Here is a 24208-nt window from a genome sequence, read left to right on the forward strand (position 1 = left end):
TATATTCGAAATATAGCTAACTCGCCATTTTTCGCAGGAATTTTTAACGGAACTGCACACGTTTTGCAAGCAAGAGACTGCCGTTCACATCAAGTTGTACAAAGGCGGAACGATTCCACCCAGAAACATCAATGATAGCAGATGAGCCCTCGAACGTATGCGCACCGAGATTATTCCCCAAAGCATCGTAAAAGCGGAGCGTCTTTTTGCCCGACATGGGGACATCGACATTCAGCATTCCACGAGACACGTGAATTTTCATTTGCGGCAAAGTAGTCTGCACTAGCGAAGTGATGCCACTGCTTGAAGAAACTGAACTTGACGATGCGATTGAACTAGAAGATGCAATAACTTTTTCAGGGCACTTGTCCAACTTTTTGGATTTGTTCACCGTAAAGCAAACGCGGTCATCACCGTCAAACACGAGATTGAAAACGCCATCAATCTTTGCCTTGCCATTTTTGTTAACAAAGTCAAATTTTGCAAAAGACTCCTGGTCCTTGCTAAGCACCGTGCGAACTTCAACACGCTGGTGACTTTCATCCCCGTTCGGGTCATTGCTGAAAAAGGCATTGAAATCATAGTCGATGTACCAAATCATGACTCCGTTCTTACCTTGTTTTCCGCTATAAGACGAGCTTCCGATTTTAGAATCAAAACCCACCGCCGGGCGATATTCAATTAAAAAATATTCATCGGGTTTATTCGGGTTCGACACCGCATACGCCTGCATTCCCGAAAGATTTTTCAGTTCATAAACGCTATCGGCATCTACGATTTCAGTCGGTTTGAGCCACCCCACCGCTTCGCGTTCAAAAGCAGAAAATGTCGGCGGATACCCGCCACTCCCGTTGCGCAGCCCAAGCGCCATCACGTCGTACGGCAAAGGACCAATAGTGGCATAGCCTCTGGAATCGTTGCTATACGTATCCTGAAGCCCAATCACATGGCTAAACTCATGGACAAAAGTGCCTAACATATTGACATCTTTTGAGCTAGTCGAAGATTCTTTTCCTTCTGCTTTTTGTGAAACGAATGCATAGTTATTAAACTTGTAGCCGTTTTTAGAATAAACTTGTTTTGCGCTATATTGAAGTTTATACTGATGGTTGAAAAAATCACTGCAATACGAAATAGCTTTATCTCTTGAAAGCGGATGCAAAATGATAAACGGAATTTCTTTTTCGTACTTGCTTGCACGCGCCTTGAAATCGGATCGTTCAACAAGGATATCAATTGCAGGTAAAATAAATTCGCTATCGCTTTTGTAACTGCTAAAATTTTTCGAAAGCGTTATGGGATAAATATCAAAAGTCGGTTTGAATTGTCCGCCAGAACTTTCGACAAAATAATCATGCACGCTGCCATAATTGCCATTGTCTTTGAAGCCTTTTTCATTGAACATTCTGTACATGAATGCAGAATCCAGCGCCTTGTAATCTGACGTTGACACAAGCATCACCGGAAAATAGCGTTCACCCGAAGAATATAATTCGGCATCGTTGCTGGAACGTATTTTCGACATGCCGCCTGGAGTGCGCGCAGGGAGCATATCTTCGGAGTAAATAATTTTCTCCATCACAATGTTTTCTTCAGACTCAGCCGACTGTGCCCACGCCAAAGATGCGCAGGACACGCAAGCCCCAAACAAACCCATCCCAAATGACGAACGTATAAACCAACTCATAGAAGTGAATATAAATAATAAAAACACAAAAAAGGAGAAGCCTCTAATACAAATGCAAACAAAACTGTATGGATCCTCCTAACGGAGGATGACTGGGCATGACATTTTGCTGAAGGATGCATTCGTTTGATGGTGGGCGTGACATTTTCCAAAAGGATGCATTCGTTTGATGGTGGGCGCGGCATTTTACAAAAGGTAGCGCTCGTTCGATGGCAAGCGCGGCAAATCGACGATTTACCAGTATTTTCACAGAATGCGCCGGTACAAGCGATTCCTAAATTTCTATCTTTACCTGCGTAAAACTAAAGAGGTCTAAAATGACGTTTGAAGAAATGTACGCTCTGGCTTGCCAGCGCAAAAAAGACATGCCGGAAGGCAAGGGCACCACGGAACTTTTCAAGAAGGGTCCGCATGGCATCGGCAAGAAGCTTGTCGAAGAAGCCGCCGAAAGCTGGATGGCCGCCCGCTTTGAATCGCGCGACGCCCAGTGCCTCGAACTTTCTCAGGTGCTCTACTACGTTGCCGTCATGATGGCAGAAAAAGGTCTCACCCTCGAAGAAGTGTACGCAAAACTATGATTAAGGTAGCTCTCCCCAACAAGGGCATGCTCTTTGAGCCCACCCAGGAACTCCTCAAGGCCTGCGGTTACAAGGCATCCAAGCCCTACAAAACTTTGACCCAAATCGATACCAAGAACGGCATCGAATTCTTCTTCCTCCGTCCGAGCGACATCCCGATGTACGTGGGTCGCGGTATCATTGACGCAGGTATCACGGGTATTGATTTTAACGCCGAAGCCAAGAGCCCGGCCGTCAAGGTTTTGGACTTGCCGTTTGGCGCTTCCAAGCTTTGCGCAGCAGTCCCGAACGAAAGCCCGATCCAGAGCCTCGCCGACTTGAAGGACGCAACGATTGCTACAAGCTTCCCGAACATCGTGGAAAGCTATTACAAGAAGAAGATGGACTTCGTGGTGCTCGAAGGCGCTGTTGAAATTTCCGTAAGCCTCGGTGTCGCAAACGCTATCGTGGACGTTGTCGAAACGGGTACGACGCTCAAGCAGGCCGGACTGCGCATTATTGGCGAACCGCTCTTCCGCAGTAACGCAGCCATTTTCTGCAACCCGCAGAAGACGGAACTCGAAGAAGTCAACACGCTCATCCGTCGCATCCAGGGCAAGCTCGTCGCACAGACGTACATGATGATCGAGTACGACTGCCCCTCCGAACTTTTGGCAAGGGCTTGCGAAATGACTCCGGGTCTCGACGCCCCGACAGTGACGAAGCTCCACGGTCGTGAATGGTACTCCGTGAAGGCCATGGTGCCGCGCGAAGAAGCCAACGCCATCATGGACAAGCTTTGGGACGCAGGCGCAAGGAGCATTCTCCTGTTCGGCATCGAAAGCGCAAGAATTTAACGCTCCGCGTTAAATTCAGTAGGCAGTGGTTAGTAGTCAGTAGACAGGATTGCAAAGAAAATTGCATTTGCAATTGAAATTGTGTATGCCTATCGCGACACATGACTGATAAATCAGCAACTAACCACTCGCCTCAAACAAACCACACTGCCTACTGTCTACTTCCTACCGTCTACTGCCCATGCAATCTCTCGCTTACTTGGCACGTCAACCGATTCTAGACCGCGATGGAAATATCTTCGCGTATGAATTGCTATTCCGAGACTCGCCAAATAGCGTTACCGCCATCATTGCAAGCGATGTGCAGGCTACCGCTCAGGTGCTAGAGAATGTCCTCAACAGCATCGGGCTTGAGCGTCTTGTCGGGGGCAAAAAAGCTTTTGTCAATTGCAGCCGCGAGATGCTTTTGGACAACTTGTTCGGGCTTTTAAATCCCAACAGTTTTGTCCTTGAAATTCTCGAAGATGTTACCGTCGATAGAGCGCTTATCCGCGCCATCGAACGGCATAAGTCTCGCGGTTTTGAACTGGCGCTAGACGATTTTATCATGAACGACGAGTTCATAAAGCGCTTCGAGCCATTGTTCAAGCACGTTTCGTACGTCAAGATGGACTTGGTCGATAACACGCCCGAAGCGATGGAAAAAGCAGCCAAGTTCTTTAAAGAAAAGAACATCAAGATTCTCGCCGAAAAAGTCGAGGACGAAGAAACGTTCAAGCACTGCAAAAATGCCGGATACGAATACTTCCAGGGATTTTTCTTTGCAAAGCCGGAACTCGTAACCGGACAAAAGATAGACGCGACTTCGGCCGCCATTCTCAAAATCATCCAACTGTTGCACACGCGACCGACACTCGAAAAACTCTGCGATGAACTCGACAAGCAGCCGGACATTGCAGCAAACCTCATGCAATTTGTGAATTCGGATGTGCGCGACAAACCCGCTATCGAAACGGTTAAAGGCGCCATCGTCTGGGTGGGCATGAAGAAAATCCAGGAGTGGCTAAAGCTCATGCTTTACGCCCGCATCGGAACGATTTTCGAACTGAAACTGAACAGCACACAACGATACGTAAGCACTAGCAAATGAACGTTGAACCGCAAAGTCTGGAAAATTTGATTTCCGAATTCGCCTCCCTCCCGGGGATCGGTTTAAAGACGGCTCGCCGCCTAGCCTACCATATGCTCTCGCGCCGCAAGAGCGATGTAGAACGCTTTGCCGACAGCTTGATGCAAGCCGCAGAAAAAGTCCACCCGTGCCCGCGTTGCCACGCTTTCACCGATGAAGAAATCTGCCCCACTTGCAGGGCTCGCGAAGGCGCCAAGTCCATTTGCGTTGTCGAAAAAAATTCAGATATTTTACCTTTTGAACGTTCATCCGTCCACAAGGGTCTTTACTTTGTCCTTGGCGGTGTAATTTCTCCGCTCGACGGCATTGGTCCCGAAGCGCTCCACTTGCCGCAACTCGTGGAACGCATCAAGCAAGAAAATATCGAAGAACTGGTCCTAGCCTTGGGCTCTAGCCCCGAAGCCGACAGCACCGCACTCATGATTGACCGCATGCTAGACGGCGTCAACGTCAAGCGCACTCGCCTCGCCCGCGGAATCCCGATGGGCAGCGATCTGGAATTCATCGACGAAGTCACCATGCTTCGCGCATTCGAAGGGAGAGTTTCCTTATGAGTACAAAAGAAAACATTCACCAAGCTCCCGTCGAGGTGGGCGGCTATACCATCCGTTCGGCAAAATTTGTCAAAGCCGCTGTCAATCTCAAAGGCCTCCCTGAAGAACGCCTCCCGCAGGTAGCATTCCTCGGGCGATCCAACGTGGGCAAGTCTTCGCTCATGAATGCGCTCATGGGTCAAAAAAAGCTCGTGAAAGTGAGCTCAACCCCCGGAAAAACGCGCGAAATCAATTTTTTCAAAGTCAACGAGGAATTTTTTCTTGTAGATTTACCAGGTGTAGGGTTCGCTAAAGTCAACAATGCCAAACGCGACCAGATGTCCGACTTTATCCGTGAATACGTCGAAAAGTGCAAGGACCTCAAGGGGCTTATCTACCTCGTAGATATCCGCCACGGAGGAACGCCGATTGACATCGAAACAGTCGAAAGCATCCGTGCCACAGGTTGCCCAGTCCTGATTGTCGCAAGCAAACGTGACAAGGTGAACCAATCCGAACTCGCCAAAGGGCTTAGGGATATCCAGCAACGCTTGGATCTAGACCACAAGCCGCTTTGCGTAAGTGCTCTGAAAAAATTTGGACTTGATGAACTCTGGACGGAAATTCTAGAAGCAATTCATAGCGATGCAAGAGAAGCAACTTAAAAACTGGCAAAAGATGACTCCCATCGGGCGTTTGTTCCACACGCTCGGGATTTTCATCTTGAAAAGGAGAATAGGGCAACTAATAGCCTTGTTCTTCCGTACAGTAGCATCTCTCTTCGACAAAAGCCACAACTTCAAGAGCGACACCCGCAATATCATATTGCAGACTTTCTTTACGGGCGTCGAAATTATTATACCGCTGTTCATCGTCGCCACGTTGTTCGGAACCGTCGTCATCATCGAAGTGCTTTCGCTCATGGGCAAAATGGGTTTCTCGGATATTGTGGGTAACCTCATGGTGGTGGTCATTATCCGCGAATTAAGCCCGATTCTTACAGCGTTTCTCATCGCAGGCCGTTCTGGATCTTCGCTCACGACCTACATTGGCAGCATGGTCATCGATTCCGAAGTGGACGCGCTTGCGACCATGGGCATCAACCCCATCCGTTATCTGGTCATGCCTAGCGTTATCGGCGGCACAATCGCAACGATTATCTCGAACATCATCTTTAGTGCAAGCGCAATCGGAGCAGGCTTCCTCGTCACGAAGGGAATCATCTTCATTACCGGTAACGCCCCCAACTTGCAAATCACCTGGAATTACCTTTCTACCGAAATCATCAAGGCGCTTACCATTCCCGACTTTGTCTTTGCGATTGTAAAACCGTTTGTCTTCGGAATCATCATCACCATCAACGCTTGCTACCAGGCACTGAATATCAAACGCGATATCCGCCTCGTGCCCAAAGCTACATCGCGTTCGGTCATTACCTCTTTCCTCTATATCGTTTTTGCTGACGTCGTGCTCTCGTTGTTCTACTTTATCAGTTACATGCAGAACCTCTCAACGATTATCTAAGATATGCTAGACGAAGCCCTAAGACTTGAAGATATATACCTTTCGACAAGCGAACTGTCGGGAACTCTGTTCTCGATCCCAAGAGCCGTTAGCTACTTTGAAAACATCAGATCGAGTGAAAGCAACGAGGACTACCAACTCATCGCAGGCGCTAATCTCTCATTAAAGCTTGGCGAAACGATTTGCATTGGCGGACCATCCGGTAAAGGTAAAAGCGCCATTCTCCGCATGATTGCGGGGCTTGCACGCCCCCTCAAAGGGCATATCTATTACTTTGGCGAATACATTCCGGCAGAACGCCTCGACGCACTTGAAGTCGCTAAACGTCAAGTTGGCTTTGTTCTCCAGAACGCCGCCCTTATTTCGAACCTGAGAGTTGTAGACAACATCGCACTTCCGCTTCGTTACCATAAAATGGGCACTGACGAAGAAATTACGAAAAAAGTCAACATGGCTATGGACTTGATGCGCGTCCGCAATTTTGCAAACATGTTCCCGCACGAACTGAGTGTGGGCATGCAAAAGCGTGTGGCCATCGCTAGGTCTTGGGCCATGGACCCGAAGCTTTTGCTCATGGATGAACCGACCGCGGGCCTCGACAACTACAACCGCCGAAACTTGCTGCCGTTGATTGACAACATGCGTACCATGTTCAAGACGACCATCATTATCGTTACGCATGATCTCATGATTGCAAAAGAACTGAACTGCAACCTCGTATTTTTGCACAAGAAAAAATTCACCGAACCGCATTCTTTTGACTACTGGCTCCACTCGGATAGTGAAATTTCGAAGGACCAGTTCCGCGATCTACAATCCAATGAATAATTCTGAATTCATATTCCAGAATTGACCATTTTTTAGAGAAAGCAAAATGACATCGACTCCAAACAACACCGAACTTACCCTTCCTTTACCTGACGATTTTCATGCCCATTTACGCCAGGGCGAACTCATGCCCGGTTATGTCCGCGATCTCGTAAGCCAGTTTGGTCGCGCCATCATTATGCCGAACACCGTGCCCGCCATGACAAGCGCAGCTGCGATTGCCGATTACAAAAAGCAGATTCTCGAAGCGGCCGCTCCCGTGCGTCCGGATTTTGAACCGCTCATGACATTCAAGCTGAACCCGAATTACACGGAACAAGACTTGAAGGACATGATGGCCGTAGGTGTTGTCGCCGGCAAATACTACCCCGCAGGCGTCACGACAAATAGCGCCGACGGCATCAGCGATTTTGAAGCGGTCTTCCCCGTTGTCGCCATGATGGAAAAACTCGGCCTTGTGCTGTGCGTCCACGGCGAAGAACCCGGCGAATTCTGCCTCGACCGCGAACCGGCATTTATCAAGCGAGTGGAAACACTTGCCGAAAAGTTTCCGAAGCTCCGCATCGTCTTTGAGCACCTGAGCAGCGCCAAATCCGTCGAAGCGGTAAAACGCCTCCCGGCAAACGTCGCTGCCACATTCACGGTGCACCATCTGATGATGACTCTCGACGATATCGTTGGCGATGCACTCCGCCCGCACCATTTCTGCAAGCCGCTCCCCAAGCGTCCTGAAGACCGCAAAGCCATCCGCGAAGCAGCCTTCAGCGGAAACCCGAAATTCTTCCTCGGTACCGATTCCGCACCCCACCAGCAAGGCAAAAAAGAATGCCCATGCGGAGCCGCCGGCGTTTACAGCGCCCCCGTCGCCATCCCGCTTCTGGTGCAGGAATTTGAACGCGCAGGCGCACTCGACAAGCTCCCCAACTTTATCGCAGGATTCGGCGCCGATTTTTACGGTTTACCGCGTACCACAAAGCAAATCAAGGTTGTCAAGGAATTGTGGACCGTGCCCGCCATCGTGAACGGAGTTGTTCCGCTCGCCGCCGGACAAACGCTCGAATGGAAGCTGAAATAACGTTTTTTTCGTTAAAAAAAGCCATTTTTTATACAAAAATTCGCCGTAAAAGGCGAATTTTTTTTATACATATAAAAAAATTTTTCCTTATTTACTTTTTTTACTTATATTAGAAAAGCTAATCCAAAGGAATCATACCATATTTCAATCGGAGGTTTCATAATGAATTTGGTAAAAACAATTGGTCGTTTTCTTCCGGTAGCTCTTTCTCTCGCAGTGCTCGTGGCCTGCGGCGATAAAAAAACTGAAAAACCCGCTCCAGTAAAGCAGCCCGAACCGGTCAAGGTCGAGGCTCCGGCACCGGAACCAGAACAGCCGGCACCGTTCGACTTCTCCAAGTTTGCCGCCATCAAGAACAACTCTCAGGTATTCTTGACCACCCGTGGCGAAGTGGCTGCATTCCTTAACGACGCTTTTGCCAAGGTTGAAAAAGGTCAGGCCTCTGCAATTGAATTCCCGAACGTAAGCAGCCTCTTTGAACTCGCCAGTGCAGAACTCAGCAGCGAAGGCCGCGCCATCATCGCAGAACTCGCACCCAAGTTTGCACAGACCAACATGGAAGCAACGATTCTCGTTGAAGGTTACACCTGCGACCTCGGTTCCGTGGCATACAACGATGAACTTTCTCAGCGCCGCGCCGAAACCGTCAAGGCTGAAATCGCCAAATACGTTCCGGCATCCAAGATCACAGCAAAGTGGTACGGCAAGCGCATGTTCAAGAAGTTCAAGTACGATACAAGAGACGAATACCGTCGCGTGAACATCCGCATCCAGTAATTCTTCTTTACGGATAAACGTTACAGAAAAGGTCCCGCTCGATGGCGGGACTTTTTCGTTATAAAATTCTGAGATAAATAAGGCGCGTGAACAAGACGCAGCACAGGCGCGCGAGAAGCCACGCTGGAGAATGCCGCAAAAGTACTAGTACTTAAACACCGACATTTTGGTAATATTACCTTCTGCATCGAAAGTGATATCGAAATAGCCTTTACCTTCAAGAGTGCTTATATATAGCGGGACCGTCTTTGATGCGAATGCCGATTGCTTATCAAAAGAGACATCGATATTTTCACCATTCAAAACCACCGACGACGCAAGCATCGCATCTTTACTATTCAACTCACCGAACGAGAAGAACGGATTTAACGCCACCAAGGATCTCGGAAAATGAAACACCATTTTCTTTGAGCCAACCATGCTACTCAACAAGCCCTCTTTTTCTTTCATTTCATAAGAACAACCTGTAGTGAGCTGATGGAGGGTAGCCTTGCTAAAGCGTTTAGCGCCCATCTTTTTCGAAATATTCGTACGCTTGATCTTATCTTCATCGACCCAGATAATCAAGCTATCCGTCATGATAATAGCTCTTGCAGAAACGATGTCCTCGACGCTATTCTTTTGTTTCCCGTACAATTCATAATTCAGTTGCAGCTTTCCGAAACTCGCCTTGGAATAAGGCTCGATGTTATTGATTGTCGTTTCCATTTTCTTCACCAAATAATCATCGGCATACATATCGGTCATATGCAAGCAGATAAACAGGCGAACATTCGAAAGGCGCTTGTCGGAGCGGTTTTCAATTTCAATGGCAAGCTTATCCGAAAACGAAAGCGTCGGATTGTACGTCTGCAAATCCAAGAAAGAATGTTCTTCAAAAATCATATCCAAAATTTTGGGCATATAGCGTTCCACAAACTTCATGTCAGAAATCAAGTAATCATACACTTCTTGATTTCCGCGACGGAAAAAGTGTTTTAAAATTTCTTCTTTAGCATTGGCAAAATTTCCTTTATTATAAGCGACCATTGCCTTTTGGAAGTTCGGCGAATAAAATCCAAAGCCTTCCATCATGGACTTATAGTGTTCCAAAACCACATGGCCTTCTTTGGATTTCAGAATGTAATTGCGGTAATTGTAGGAATTGTACATGTCCAATAATTTTTCCGCTTCGCGAGGATATTCCACAGAAGACTGATCAAACAAGGTTGCAGCCTTTTTATCGTCACCCAGCAATGTGTAATATGTTCCCAACAAAAGCAATGCTGGCGCCGCTCTATCAGGATGTTCCTTTACGTATTGATTCAGAATGTCGCGAGCGTTATCCGCATTATGCACATCACCGGAAACGCCTATACCTTGTTCCGCTTTATAAAGCAAGCAAAAAGATTTAAGCAGTTGCGATTCTGAATCAGTAGGATACTTCTGTAGCACCGCATTGAGCGATTCCAGCGCGCCATCAATATCGCCATTGTTGATGGCAAGGTACGCCTTATCACGCAACAGGCACATTTCATTCCACATTGCCAAATATTTCAAATAAAGTACTGTATATTCGCTTAAATAGCTTAAGTAAGCTTCTTTATTTTCTTCAAGAGCCTTTTTTGCGCTTTTTTCAATTTCATCATTTCTCTGGATTTCGGTATAAAAATTTGTTCCCGAAGCAAGGCTCATTGTCGCAAGTGATACAAATGCTGTAGGATCAAAACCTCCCGTTGCAGCGATTTGCGCAATCGGAGAAGTTACTGTTTTAAGATCGACAGAATTTTTTATAGCGCCCCAATAACGTCTCTTTTGCGTTTCATTCAAATCATATTCGGCCGTGCGAATGCCCTTATAAAGCGGGAGCAATTTCTTTTCCGCTTCGAGGACTTCATCCGGAATGCCGCTATAATCTTGAGCCGCCATGAACTGCAAGTACTCGAACATGCTCTTCGTTGTCGAATACCCATCGTTCAAAATATGGAACAGGCGGATTGTCTTTTCAAGATCAAGCGGTTTAGATTCTCGCGGCTCGGGAGATTTACGTTCCTCTTTTTCCGCATTTTCGAAAACAGTCTCGACCGAATCAATTTCTTTTTGAATCTCGACTTTTTTCGAGTGATTCGATATCAAAAGATACGCGACAGGAACCGCAATAGCAACAATCAGAAATAGCAAGCAACCTTTTTTCATTTTTACCCGTTCATAATGTACTCGGCATTTTCGAGGATGTACGAATCCTTCATTTTCAAGTCTTCGGGCAAGCGGTCAAACGGAATGATATCGTGACGCGTGAAAGTCTTTTCGTCAGTCGGGCCCGAGCGATAGCCCATCAAAAGCATGGACATCATCCAGCGTCGATGTTCCGCATCGCGCAACAGAGAATCATCATCCGTAATTTCAAAACAACGCTTACGGAGCGGCAAAGCATTGGCACAGTAAATGGCGGCAGTCTTGTCGGCTTCGCTCAAGCGGTACCACATTTTTTCTTCGGTGTCGCGAGTATCGGGATTTAAGCGACGTTCACGAACATAGTTCGCACGCTGCCCACGTTCCACGCGCCTGGAATGCACGAATTCCTTCATTTCGTCGATATCACCCATGATGCGCACATAGCCATACATTCCGCTTTCGTTGATATGCTTGATGATATCGTCATTCGCTTCGCGCCAATACACCGCAATATCGGCATTATCGTAAACAGCACGCGGCAAATGCACGAGCGTCGAAATTGCCTTGGAAGCATCTTCCTTGCAAATGCACACGACAAGACGTTCCTTGGGGCTCGCCGCCACAGCCGCAATAAAGTTACGTGCCAAATCCGCTTCGCAGTAGGCATCTACAAAATTCCATTCTACGTCAAGGTAATCGCCGCGCGTTGTCTCAGGGTCATGAGTTACTTTATTTCCATTTGCATCGACATACGTGTACTTTGAAAGTCTAAAAAGTCCCATGCGAGAGACCACCAAACGGTCCACCCACTTTTCGCAATCTTCATCAACAAACGTGATGCAAGTCTTCAAATTCGTCCGCTTAAAATTCGGGTAATGGCAGACATTCGCCACGGCAAATGCAACCGCCTGCGCAATCGGGCCTGTTCCAATCAGCACCACATGCAGGCGCTCATTTTCCGCTTCTCGAATAGTCGGCAAAAAATCCGTCCCGACAAGCAACTGTTCCGACATGAATTCGTATTCGTTAAAAACATCGACTAGCAAATGACCCTTGTTCTGTTCTGGAGCCTTCAAATACCGTAAAATTTCAGACGTAGAAGGTTCACTCAGCAACAAATGGCAATGGATATCGCGCAAAGCCTTTTCGCTGAGGCCACGTAACACTTCAATGCAATGCAAGTTACGGGAATCGCGTTCAGGGCCATCTTCGCCAATCACGAGAATCATATCCGCCAAAAGCGCACCCGCATAAAGCAAATCTTCTTCGTTCTCGTAATCCTTCTTGTAATGAATAAAACGCCCTTCAATATCGCGACGGCTCATCACAACGATCGGACGCTTATCGCCTTTGAGCGCACGCAAAATACTTTTGAGCTGGTGACCCGCGCCAAGTACAAGCACATGACCGCGAACATCAATATGCTTTTTGCCTTCGCGCATGGACTCCGACGTATTCTTGAACACATTGATCATGACGCTGATAAACAACACCGCAAAAACAACGTAGCCCGACAAAAAGCCTTTCCAGCCAAGCGACTTTTCGCCAAGCACCCACGAGCCAAGCATTACACCAATAACAAAAATAATGAGCGACAGGAACAACAAAATCAAAAGTTTCTTGGCGATTCCATTGGACCACGCGCCTGTTATTAGACTTTTAAAATTCATGATACGCCCCTAACAAATTTGATAATATTATTATAGCTATTTTTTTAGAACACAACACTTCAGCTTTTCACACCGGCGCCACTGAGGACGCTGCGGCCACCGCAAGGCGTAACTTCGATATGCGTGGGGAGTTCATTCTTGACCAAATCCACATGCGTAATCACGCCGAGAAGCTTGCCTTTCTCCTGCTGCATTTTCTGGAGCACAAAAACCGTTTCCTGAAGCATCTTGGCATCGAGCGTTCCAAAACCTTCATCAAGGAACATGGAATCTATGCGCACGTTGCGACTTGCGAGAGTCGAAATTCCAAGCGCAAGTGAGAGGCTCACAAGAAATCCTTCACCACCCGAGATGTTGTCAATCGGACGCACGACATCGCTGTTGTCATGATCGACAAGCTGGATGTTGAGCGTATTCGGCGCCGTTACCATTTCATACCGCGGGAACATATCGCGCAAATAGCCGTTCGCAATTTTTAACAAATTACGCAACGTAATCGTCTGGATGAATCGAACGAACACATCGCCATTACCCGTGTCAAGTCTGTTGCCATTAAACCAGCGTTGCATTTGCTCCCAATCAGCGCGCTTCGACTTGAGTTTTAAAAGTTCCGCCTGCATGTCGTTGAACTTTTGGCGGAGCAAATCATCACTCTTTTTCTGTTCTGTCCATGTCGCGAGATTTACAGTGCATTCGTTCAATTTCGCTTTTGCGGTGTCGCGATTTTGCTTTGCCGTTTCTTCGGATTCTTCAAAGTTCTGCTTCTCTAGATGTTTCGCCAACTGGTCATTAAAATTCTTGACCGAAGTCTGCGCGGTTGTCAAATTGTCGTCTACGTTCTTTTGCAATTGCTGGAGCGATTTTCGTTCCGCTTCGGGAAGTTTTGCAGCGGCAAATTCCTGCTCATCCGCAAAGCCTTTCATCGAAAGATTTTCCAAGAAATTCGCCTGCGATTGTGTAAGCTTCGGCTCGGCCTCGGCTATATGGCGGTCAAGTTCCGCAATGGAATTGTCAAGAGCCATTTTCGTTTCGCGCATTTGCTGTTCTTTGCGAAGCGATTCGTTCGCCCAACTTTCCGCGGATTCGCGTAAAGTTCGCGCCTTATTGCGTTCCATTTCTACAGACTTTTCACCAAAAATTTCTTTGCGCTTTGTATCGAGCGCATCCAGATTTTGCTGGATTTCATTTTGCTTGGCAGCCGCTTCGTCCAACCGCATTTTGGCCTGCGCAAGATTTTCTTGATGCTGAACTTTAGCGGAGCGGTCCATGTTCAATTCATTCTCGACCTTGAGCTTTTTCTCCTGCGCCTTTTTCCACCAGGAATTTTTCTTTTCTAGTTCGGCAAGCAGCGCATCAACATCTTCCATGCGGATGTTCGAGAACCATTCTGCAAGAGCAGTTTCAATTTCCTGAGAAACTTTTTGCAATTTAGATTGGGATTTTTTTAGCGATTCTTCGGCGGCATTTGCTTCACCCACAAGGCTTGCACGATTTACCGCAGCGTGATTGACTTCGTTCTGCAAAGCATCGGCTTTTTCTTTTTTCTGCAAGTAGGCGTTCTTCAATTCAGAAAGTTTTTGCAAAATTGCGCGCGCCGTTTCAAGCGTTGCAGAGATTTTCCAAGGTTCGAGTTTTGCATTCAGCTGTTCTAGCGCACTCGAATCCGCATCTGATTCTTCTTTTTGCTTTTGCGCATTTTCACTGAGCACTTCTTCAAAATGCTTCTGTTGCGTTGTAAAGCTATCCAATGAACGTTGGAGTTGCTCCATCTCGCTATTGATTTTGCGCAATTTATCTGCAAAATCATTAAGGCTATTTGTGCCATTTTCAATCTTTACGGAATCCTCGCAAGAGATGTGCTCGCGAGAACCGCAAACAGGGCAAGGTTCGTGAGGCTTCAAGTTACGGCGCAATTCCGCGACAACAACAGGAATATCTTCTTGAATAATCGTTTCTTTATTTTTTTGCAAAGCGGTTAGTTTTTCAAGAATTTGCGAACATTCGGCCTTCACATTTTCGAGTTGCTTTTGCTTTGCAGCGATTTCAATTTGCAAGCGCACCAATTCTTTATGATGGCGTTCCGCATCATTTGCCAAGCCATTCATTTCAGGAAGAACATTTACAAGTTCCGCATCTGCTTGATGTTCCGTCAAATATTCCTGCAACGATCGCAAATCCAACTTTTGTTTTTCAAAGTCCGCATCAAAATCTTGCAAAGCTTTTTTCAGAACTTCTAGTTTTTGCACTTCGACAGAAACATTTTCGCTTTCATTTTTCCATTCTGCAATCTGCGATTTCAAAAGCGAAAGTTGACCATCAATCGATTCGTCTTTCTGATTTTCGGCAATGTACTTTTCCACTTTTTCCAAAGCCATTTCATTATCAGAAAGCCGCTTGTCCGTGTCGCTAATTTTCTTTTGCGTTTCTTCGGCTTCGCCCGCTATCTTTGCAACAGCATCCTTTGCGTTCTTCAACTGCACACGAGCATTGCGAATATCAGCATCAATTGAAGAAACCTGTTCCCAAACAGATTCATTCGCAGAATATTCCGCCTTGCACTTTTCAAAAGCAGCCTGCGCCTCGCGATTTTGAGCAGAAGCCTTTTCAAGATTTTCCGCAGCAGCAGGGAGTTTCGTCTTATTCTCTTCGAGTTGCGATTTCATGCGGGCAAGATTATCGCGAACTGATTTAAATTCGACAAATGACGATTCCACTTCTTGCGCATGCAACGCACGTTCCAATTTTTTGCGATTCGGTTCGAACTCCGTTTGCGCGCTTTTCGCTTTTTCTAATTGATTTTTCGCATCCGACAAAAGCTTTTCAAAGCCATGCAGATTTTCAAACCATGTGCAAATATAAAGAAGGCGTTCCGCATCTTCGGCAAGCCTTTTCTTTTGCTGTTCGGCATCCGTAATTTTTGCACTCAATTCCGCGAGCTCTTCATCGCTCAACAAACTCACATCGCCAATTTTAACTTCAATATCCTCGACCGCACGATTTGCACTCGCATACAAATCATGAACGGCAACAGCAATCTTTCTGTAAATTCCATCGCCCGTGAGTTTTTCGAGAATTGCAGCGCGTTCATTCTCATTGCACTTTAGGAACTTGTTAAATTCGCCCTGCGCAAGCATCATCGACTTGGTAAACTGACCAAAATCAAGGCCAATCACGCGCGTCATCGTCGCTTCGATTTCAGACTGCTTCGAGAAAGAAGCCTCCACCGTTTGCAATGTTTCATTCGTCAGCACCCAAGAATATTTCTGGAGTTTATTCGTCCTTACAGAACGATGCTGGTCCCAACGCGCAGAATATACAGTACCTCCACATTCAAAAGTCACCTTGGCGTAGCAATTCTTGGCGCCATACGTCATCACCTCATTCGTATCGCCCACAATGGCGCCCAAGCGCGGCGTCTTACCATACAAACCAAGGCAAATGGCATCAAGAATCGAAGTCTTTCCAGAACCGGTCGGCCCCGAAATGCAAAACATACCGCTCTTCGCAAAATCAGGAGATTCAAAATCAATCGTCCATTCATGAGCAAGGGAGTTGATATTGCAAAATTCAATCTTCTTAATCTTCATCGTACTACCCTATTCGTGCGCCTTGCTTACAGCCTCATTGAACAAACTAATAAACTTATCGTATTGATTTTTTACAGCAGCCGATTCATCGTTTTCTTGAAGATTCGAAGCAATCAACATTCTAAAATAATCTTCTTTCGTGTACTGTTTTGTCGATTCAACACAATCATCAAAACTGGTTCCACTACGCAATACATCACGCGAAATACGGTGGCGCTTGACCACAAAATGCTTGCCCGTTTCTTCTTTTTCCAAAGCATCATTCAAGCTCACAAATTCACCTGATGTCAAAAGCAAATCGACATACGTTTCCATCGGATTCGCAACGAGTTCCTTTTCCAAGTCGCGCAATTTCAATTTGAGCGTTTCGAAATCACCCTTGAACTGTTCAAAACGAATCGCCTTCGGAACTTCAATTTTATCAACTGTAGGAACCGCACCTTGAGCCACATCAACCGCAAGCACATAGCGTTTGCAATTCGCCTCATCAAAGCCCATCACGAATGGCGAACCAGAATAGCGCACTTTCGGATTTTTGGCGACCATCGATGTATAGTGAATATGCCCGAGCGCTACATAATCCGCTTCACTCGGGAACGTTGAAACATCCACATTGCCAAGCGTCCCAACAACTTCACGAACACCGTCATCTACAGCAATTCCAGCATCGCGGCCCGAGAGATTCGATGCATACAAATGTCCCGTTGCAATAATGGGAATGTTGCGACCCCCACGCAATTCAACAGCACGACGATATACATCAGCATAAAGGCGCTTTAACAAATCATCTGAAGCAACATCCGCACATTCTCCACCAACAGGCTTTTCGGAATACTTGTAAAATTGTTCCAATTCCAAATCGCGCATGAACGGCACTGCGCAGCAAATGCCAATCGCATTCCCCTGGGCATCATTCAATTCAAAAACCAAATCATTAACTTCGCGATTATTGATGGAGCCAATCACTTTAATGTTCAACGCATCAAGGATGCCTGCAGGCGCATCCAAGAGCGTTCCAGAATCATGATTCCCGCCAATAACAACAACATTGGAGCATTTCGTCTTAAAGAGCGATGACAAAAAATTGTAGTACTGCGTTTTTGCCATGTTCGAAGGATTCACCACATCGAAGATATCCCCCGCAATGATAAGCGCCTGAGCGCCAACCGTTTCAATTTCCGATTTAAGCCATTCTAAAAACGCACCCGATTCTCGCGTGCGATCAATATCGTGCATCGTATTGCCAAGATGCCAGTCTGCGGTATGGATAAACTTCATTATAACGTGCCTCTATTCGTAGTAAAAATAAAATTTATTGAGTCTATAAATTTCCAATTGCAGTCGGAATGACGATAAAGTCGAGAAACACGAGTAAGTTGATTACTTTAACTTTTCATTGACAGTCTTGGTGCTTGTAATTCCAAGCTGTTTCATGGTTTCAAAGCGACTGAGAATATTTCCTTTGCCATCTTTTAATTGCGCAAGCGCATCGGCGTAAGTTGTCTGTGCCACATTCAACTGACGCCCCACCTTCACAAAGTTGTCCGTAAAACCGCAGAATTTTTCATAAAGGCCCTCTGCCGTTTTCATGATGTTCACACAATTTTCTTCTTGCCGCGTATTCTGCCACGTGAGCAAAATTAGGTTCAGCGCAAGCATCAAATTCGTCGGATTGATAATCAGTACACCCTTACGGTACGCCTTTTGCGCAATAGCCGGATCCTTATTCACCGCCAAAATGTAGCTACCTTCATTCGGTACAAACATGAGCACATAAGGCACCGCATGCGGCACCACCTTCGGATAATTCTTATTGGCAAGTTCATCGACATGTTTCACAATGCTTGCCAAATTTTCCTTGCATGCCGCTTCACGCGCTTCATCATTTTCTGCCGAAACGTAATCCGTATAAGCAGTAAGCGAGACCTTCGAATCGACAATCACATTCGAGCCATCAGAACATTTCACGACAACATCCGGGCGCAATTCACGTCCATTTTCATCCGTATAGCTTTTTTGCGTAAAGTATTCCAAATTTTCGCGCAAGCCGCTGTCACTCAAAATATTAGCAAGCACGACTTCGCCCCAATCGCCTTGCACCTTGCCCCGATTCTTGAGAGCATCAGCAAGATTTTCGGCATCAATCCCAAGCTTTCTGGATTGTTCTACCATCGTCTTGATGGCGCCATTCAGTTCCGCAATATTTTTGTCGTTACCTTCTTTTGCGCGCCCGAGCATTTCGCGCATATCATCGAGTTCCTTGAGCAAAGGCTTTGTAAACGTTTCCATGTGCTCGCGATTTTCATCCTTAAATTCTTCGCTGCGTTCCTTGAAAAGTCGTGCAGAAACCGCCTCGAATTGCGACTTCATCGCCGAAAGTTCCGCATTGAAAAGCGCCTCACGATTTGCATGAACAGAACGCCCCATTTTATGCACTACAAGCGCCCCCACCAAAATACCAATCGCAAAAGCAAAAACCGCAACCGTCGCAACAATCAAATAAGTCATATCCATCATTTTACCTCAGCCCAAATATACAAATAGTACATGTCTAATTCTGACATTTAGAAGAATAAGCTGCGACACTGTTGGCCGAACTTAGAACTATTTTAGTCGGGGCATTCAAAGTTCCGAACTAAATTAATTATCTTTATCGCAATGGATTACGAATACAGCGTCATTGGTTCTATTTTCTGTAAAGCAGACATGCTTTCCGCTACTGCGGATTCCGAATTTACGTACAAAAGTTATACTTTTTCGCTCCGCAAAATGAGCGACCGCATAAGCGTAAACCTTCGAGGCATGAGCGATTGCGAAAACATTCCCGAAGCAGACGTTTCTGCCGTTTGCAAGCTACTTTCCGAAAAATTCACTTGCAAAGTTTCCATGCGCAAAGGCTACGAAGTTTACGGCAACGCCAACGTTTTCAACGGCGGCTCCGATTACGAAGTCATCGAAGAAAAATGGTTTAATGTGGAATTCGACAACGGAATTCAAGAAAACTAACGGAAGAATTTCGCAAGGATTGCGCAAAGGACTTCGACATCGACAGGCTTTGCCACGTGATCGTTCATGCCAGCATCCATTGCGGCTCGTTTATCTTCTTCAAACGCATTCGCTGTCATTGCAATAATCGGCACATTGGCAATATCGGGATTTTCCAACTTACGAATCTGGCGCGTAGCCTCGTAACCATCTATACCCGGCATCTGAATATCCATCAAAACGGCATCGTACTTGACTGTTGAATACTTGAGCTTTTCTACCGCAAGGTCTCCACGCTCCATCGCAGTCACTTCAACACCTCGATCTTCAAGAATTTCCGTCGAAATTTCACGATTGAGTATGTTGTCTTCAACAATCATCACCTTTCGACCAGTAAAATCGTATTTTTTCGGTTCGTCAGAAAGCGTTTCATGATCAAGTTTCAGATCCGATGAACTGCCACAGAACTTTTGCAGAATGCAATGCAAATCTGACGGGAACAAAGGCTTCGCAAAGAACGACGTCACACCAGCTTCAATCGCTTCTTTCTCGATATCAATCCAATCGTACGAAGTCAGCACGACAACCGGCACAGTCATTCCAATAACTTTGCGGATTTGCCGCGTAATCTGGATTCCCTTCATTTCAGGCATATTCCAGTCTACAAGAATCAAACAATAATCATCATTTGCAGCATGCGACTTTTCAATATAAGCAAGAGCCTCGTCACCCGACATGCACAAATCAAAACGCAAGCCTTCCTTCTTTAGCGCGGCATCTACAGTTCTACAAATATTTGGACGATCGTTTATAATCAAGCAATGGACCCCTGCAAATTTTCCACTTGCAGCCAAAGCAACAGGCTTATTACAAAGCTTAAACTTAAAGGTCATGAAAACTTCCGTTCCCACCTGTTCTCGGCTCGAAATTTCAATGGTACCACCCATCATATCCACTATATTCTTCGTGATGGACATGCCAAGGCCAGTTCCCTGAATGCCGCTTACCGTCGAAGAATTCACACGGGTAAACGGTGCAAAAATTTGCTTCAAGAACTCTTCATTCATGCCGATACCATTGTCTTTAACCATAAATTCATAAATGGCGTAACCCGGCTCAGCAGACACTTCCTTGATGTTCATCAAGACGATTCCCTTTTCGGGCGTGTACTTGATTGCATTAGAAACAACATTCAACAAGACTTGATTCAGGCGCAATTTATCGCACATGATCATTTCATTATGAACATTTTCAAGTTCAACAACAAATTGCTGCCCACGAGAGCGAACATCCGAAAGAACAATTCCCTTTAGCGTATGGATTATATCCGAAAGACTTTCTGGACGATCCGTTATATTCATCTTTCCAGACTCAATGCGGCTCATATCAAGAACATCATTGATGAGCGAAAGCAAATGTTCCGAAGAGCGACTGATTTTTGAAAGATAATCAATCACTTGTTCCTTATTGTCAATATGCTCCGTTGCAAGTCCCGTAAAACCAATGATAGCGTTCATCGGTGTTCGAATATCATGGCTCATATTGTTGAGGAAGGTTGTCTTGGCTCGGCTTGCAGAATTAGCCATCAAAAGCGCTTTTTCCAAAGCCTCCTTATCCTTTTTCTGTTTGCGTGTTTCTTCATCAACGCTATGGAAACCCGCAACAATTTGCACCGGGTTCGTCGCCGTCAACACAAATTTAATTTGCCAATATTCAATATGCCCTAAAACATCAGCCTTGAAATTGACATAATAAGCGTTTTTACTCTTTAGATTTTCAAGGATTACATCTCTACGGGTGGACTTCAAGAATAATTCGTAATCGTCTTTACATACAAACTTTTCAACAATTACACCAAGACGTTCATTAAAGCCCTTAATTTTATCCCACTCTGGGAATACACGCGGGAAAAGATCCGTACAACGGTAAACATTTTCACGCATAGAAACAGCATCAATATAGCACACCAAATCAAAATCTTCGGCAAGGCCCTGGATTACAGCCTGCTGCTGAATTTCCTTGCGCAAAACATCATCCTTATCGGCAAAACCAAGCGCCGCAAATTTCGGATGATCCGAATCGCCCACCTTCACAAACTTCATTTCGCAATAGCGATTGAGGAAGTTCACGTACATGGTCTCAAAGCTTTTTCGTTTCGAAAGTTGCTCGCGGATATTCTTGATGGATCCGGCCTGGAGCATTCGATTCTTGTAAATGCCGCTCACAAACTTATCTACATAAACAGAATACGCCGCCGAATACTTGACATTGCGCTTGAACGTTTCGCCAAAAGAATTCGCAGTTGTCTTATTCATGGAATAAGGCGTGATTTCTTCTGTTTCGAGATTGATATAATAAACCGATGTGTATTCAGCAGAAAGCGCTTCAATAATGGAAATATTGCGTTCCAGTTCTTCTTTCTGTTCTGCAATTTTCTTGTTCAGCTGAATCTTTTCGACGCGTTTCTTATCCACAACAGAAAACGTCATAATGACAAGAGTCGCGACACCATTCCGACGTTCCACAACCTGCATTACAAAACTCAGCCAAGGATCATTAAAGCAAGAGGCCTTAAAGAGCAATTCACGACGGTCATCATGAGCCAGCAATCGTTGGATATACTGAGGACTAGCAAGACGGAGCCATTCATCCTTGTACTCGCTATCGACTAGTTGCACCATTCTGTAAGCACGATAAGAACAAGTGCTACGCTGCCTTTTATCGCCAAAATCAACTTTCTTCGATGGCAAAATTTCACGGGCGGTATCATTCGACAAATCGCAAAGGAGAATGGCCTCGTATTCCGCCATAATTTTTTCATGCACAAAACGAGCACTGACTTCTTCATCGCGGTCGGCAAAAGCAACAACCATAGCCGTCGGCTCTTCGTTCACAGCATTGACCTTTACAAACTTCATTTCGCTGTAACGCACTTGTCCAGCGAGATTCGAACGGAAAAGAGCAACATACGTCTTATTATTTCTAAGGAAAGCCTTGATATTTTTAATATCGCCGGCCTCAAGCATTCTCTCTTTATCGGCATCGTAAACAAAGTCGTGTACAAAATGCAAATATGCATCATTATACTTTGTTCCATCTTTTAACATTGCACCGTAATAATGCCTTGACATCTCGTTCATGGAATACGGAATCACTTCATCCGTTAAAAGATTGATATACATGACCGATGAATATTCTGACGCCAGCACATCGATAATCGAAAGGTTGACTTCCAATTCCTTTTTCTGGAGTTCTAGCTTTTCGTTCATGCTAAGACGTTCAGATTGGTCCCTATCCACCGAAGTACTCGTCAACACGAGCGTTACCGGAACACCATCAATCCTATCAAGAACTCTAAATACACTTCGGCACCAAAAGAAAGATCCATCTTCAGTCAAATGCTTAAAGATCAACTCACGACTATCATCTTTTGCAAATAGTTGCTTTAGGTAATTGACATCACCCAATTTTTTCCATTGTTCATGATGATCTTTGTGAACAAAAGTCAGCGCATTGCTAAAGGCTTCACCGTAACTATAAACTTCCTTAGCTTTATCAATCGTGTTATACTTAGACTGGCGAACTACATGGACCAAAACTTCTTCAAGATCAATAAGGTAAATACTTGCAAATTCATCGCGTACTTTTTCATTAATTTTTTGGGTAATGACTTCTTCATTTTTATTGACAAAACCCACCAAAAATTCGTTTTCTTCGCCAATGTCAAAACGCATCACGCGGACTTCGTACCAGCGAGCATACCCAAGCGCGACATCACGGAACAAATAACGGAAACTGTGTTCGTGAGAAAGGCGTTCAAGAATGCGTTTCCTATCAAGGCCTTCACGTATCATTTTACGATCGGCCGGATGGATTACGTTCATTGCAACAAATTCACCGGTACTTTCCAAGCTTCCTTCGAGCGGGAAAAAGCCTTTAAGTTCTTCCTTGCAATAAAGCGTTCTAAACGTATTCCTTGTCGGATTAAAGACAAACACAGATTCCACTTGCTCGCCAAACTTCATGACAATGCTTTCGTTGAGATGGCGATCAAGTTCGTAGCGCTGTTTTGAACGAATGTCACGATCAACATTGCGCAGTCTCATCACAATCCCTTTAAGCGCCTTGGATTCATCACGGTCAGCAAAGAAGCCCATTTGGAAATACACTTCTTTGCCGTCAATATCACACTTAAAAGGAACTACATACTGCGTTTTTTTTTCAAGATTTTCTAGAATAATTTCACGACGAGTACTTTTATAAAAAACTTCGCGATCACTATCACAAACAAAATTATTGCAAAGAATATCCAAACGTTTATGGAAATTGCACTCACCCTGAAGAGCAGGGACACGAGTCACAAGAAACGGGCTTATATGAAAGATCTCAACATCGTCATCTTCAGGATTTTTTTTCAAGTCAACGTAGCAAACACAATCATATTCATCCGCTATGGATTCAATGATTGCGTTACCCTTCTCAATCCAAGACTGTTGGTTCAAATCTTTTCTTATCATGTCTGCCCCATCCTACAAAATATATGAAAAAAAGCAAAAAAGTTAAGATTTTCCAACAGAACATGCGACAAGCGTCACAAATACTTTAAAGTCTGTTTTTTGCGCCTTAAAAGTCCATTTTTTCTAGCATTTTTTCGTCGCGATTGTCTTCTAAATGACGCTCTGCGGCCTCTGCTATTTTGGCGTTATGACCACGTAAAGCAGCAAACGGGCTAAATATTTTAGCACGAGATTCAATCGACATTCGCGGATGCTTCATCAAGAAGTTCCAGTCATCTCGCGGATACGGCAAATCAATTATGTCTTTGTAATCCATAAAAAGTTACTA

18 protein-coding genes are annotated in these 24208 nt (G+C 45.4%); 10 read left to right on the plus strand and 8 right to left on the minus strand.

Annotated elements, in window-relative coordinates:
* Positions 1–43: 43 nt before the first annotated feature.
* Entirely contained in the window at positions 44–1636 is a 1593-nt protein-coding gene (locus HUF13_RS07030; RefSeq protein ID WP_304038910.1) for a hypothetical protein, read from the minus strand.
* Positions 1637–2004: 368 nt separating this feature from the next.
* Between HUF13_RS07030 and hisE the strand changes: the two genes are divergently transcribed.
* The 9 genes from hisE (at position 2005) to HUF13_RS07075 (ending at position 8967) form a co-directional block, all read left to right on the plus strand.
* The gene (hisE, locus tag HUF13_RS07035) at positions 2005–2265 is read left to right on the plus strand and encodes a phosphoribosyl-ATP diphosphatase (protein ID WP_014545870.1); all 261 of its coding nucleotides are present in this window, start codon (positions 2005–2007) and stop codon (positions 2263–2265) included.
* Positions 2262–3101, plus strand: a complete 840-nt coding sequence (hisG, locus tag HUF13_RS07040) for an ATP phosphoribosyltransferase (RefSeq protein WP_173474464.1) — start codon at positions 2262–2264, stop codon at positions 3099–3101. Before hisE ends, hisG begins: the two co-directional genes overlap by 4 nt.
* Positions 3102–3282: 181 nt before the next feature.
* On the plus strand, positions 3283–4191 hold the full coding sequence (locus HUF13_RS07045; RefSeq protein ID WP_173474465.1) for an EAL and HDOD domain-containing protein: 909 nt from the start codon (positions 3283–3285) through the stop codon (positions 4189–4191).
* Positions 4188–4784: a recombination mediator RecR gene (gene recR, locus HUF13_RS07050; protein ID WP_072829507.1), complete on the plus strand. Its 597-nt coding sequence runs from the start codon at positions 4188–4190 to the stop codon at positions 4782–4784. Before HUF13_RS07045 ends, recR begins: the two co-directional genes overlap by 4 nt.
* Entirely contained in the window at positions 4781–5428 is a 648-nt protein-coding gene (gene yihA, locus HUF13_RS07055; RefSeq protein ID WP_173474466.1) for a ribosome biogenesis GTP-binding protein YihA/YsxC, read from the plus strand. Before recR ends, yihA begins: the two co-directional genes overlap by 4 nt.
* Positions 5409–6287, plus strand: coding sequence for an ABC transporter permease (locus tag HUF13_RS07060; protein ID WP_173474467.1), 879 nt, complete (start codon positions 5409–5411; stop codon positions 6285–6287). Before yihA ends, HUF13_RS07060 begins: the two co-directional genes overlap by 20 nt.
* 3 nt (positions 6288–6290) lie before the next feature.
* Complete coding sequence (locus HUF13_RS07065) at positions 6291–7115, plus strand: ABC transporter ATP-binding protein (protein ID WP_304038912.1); 825 nt, start codon at positions 6291–6293, stop codon at positions 7113–7115.
* A gap of 46 nt (positions 7116–7161) precedes the next feature.
* The gene (gene pyrC, locus HUF13_RS07070; protein WP_173474468.1) at positions 7162–8190 is read left to right on the plus strand and encodes a dihydroorotase; all 1029 of its coding nucleotides are present in this window, start codon (positions 7162–7164) and stop codon (positions 8188–8190) included.
* Positions 8191–8352: 162 nt separating this feature from the next.
* Positions 8353–8967: an OmpA family protein gene (locus tag HUF13_RS07075; protein ID WP_173474469.1), complete on the plus strand. Its 615-nt coding sequence runs from the start codon at positions 8353–8355 to the stop codon at positions 8965–8967.
* A gap of 144 nt (positions 8968–9111) precedes the next feature.
* Here HUF13_RS07075 and HUF13_RS07080 read toward each other — a convergent pair whose 3' ends face one another.
* The 5 genes from HUF13_RS07080 to HUF13_RS07100 all read right to left on the minus strand — a co-directional run bounded on the left by HUF13_RS07080 (position 9112) and on the right by HUF13_RS07100 (position 18895).
* Complete coding sequence (locus tag HUF13_RS07080; protein WP_173474470.1) at positions 9112–11142, minus strand: tetratricopeptide repeat protein; 2031 nt, start codon at positions 11140–11142, stop codon at positions 9112–9114.
* Positions 11143–11144: 2 nt separating this feature from the next.
* Positions 11145–12791 (minus strand): hypothetical protein, encoded by a 1647-nt coding sequence (locus HUF13_RS07085; protein WP_173474471.1) that lies wholly within the window; start codon positions 12789–12791, stop codon positions 11145–11147.
* Between the two features lie 59 nt (positions 12792–12850).
* Positions 12851–16378, minus strand: coding sequence for an AAA family ATPase (locus HUF13_RS07090; protein WP_173474472.1), 3528 nt, complete (start codon positions 16376–16378; stop codon positions 12851–12853).
* A gap of 9 nt (positions 16379–16387) precedes the next feature.
* Positions 16388–17656: an exonuclease subunit SbcD gene (gene sbcD, locus HUF13_RS07095; RefSeq protein WP_173474473.1), complete on the minus strand. Its 1269-nt coding sequence runs from the start codon at positions 17654–17656 to the stop codon at positions 16388–16390.
* 102 nt (positions 17657–17758) lie between these two features.
* Positions 17759–18895, minus strand: a complete 1137-nt coding sequence (locus tag HUF13_RS07100; RefSeq protein ID WP_173474474.1) for a DNA recombination protein RmuC — start codon at positions 18893–18895, stop codon at positions 17759–17761.
* 141 nt (positions 18896–19036) lie between these two features.
* Here HUF13_RS07100 and HUF13_RS07105 point away from each other — a divergent pair, with 141 nt between their 5' ends.
* Positions 19037–19384, plus strand: coding sequence for a hypothetical protein (locus HUF13_RS07105; protein WP_173474475.1), 348 nt, complete (start codon positions 19037–19039; stop codon positions 19382–19384).
* Here the strand turns inward: HUF13_RS07105 and HUF13_RS07110 are convergent.
* Together HUF13_RS07110 and HUF13_RS07115 are read right to left on the minus strand one after the other, a co-directional pair.
* The gene (locus HUF13_RS07110) at positions 19381–23880 is read right to left on the minus strand and encodes a response regulator (RefSeq protein WP_173474476.1); all 4500 of its coding nucleotides are present in this window, start codon (positions 23878–23880) and stop codon (positions 19381–19383) included. The two genes, HUF13_RS07105 and HUF13_RS07110, sit on opposite strands and share 4 nt — an antisense overlap.
* Positions 23881–23986: 106 nt before the next feature.
* Entirely contained in the window at positions 23987–24196 is a 210-nt protein-coding gene (locus tag HUF13_RS07115) for a hypothetical protein (RefSeq protein WP_173474477.1), read from the minus strand.
* Positions 24197–24208: the final 12 nt, after the last annotated feature.

This window comes from Fibrobacter succinogenes, assembly GCF_902779965.1.
Classification (GTDB): Bacteria; Fibrobacterota; Fibrobacteria; order Fibrobacterales; family Fibrobacteraceae; genus Fibrobacter; species Fibrobacter succinogenes_F.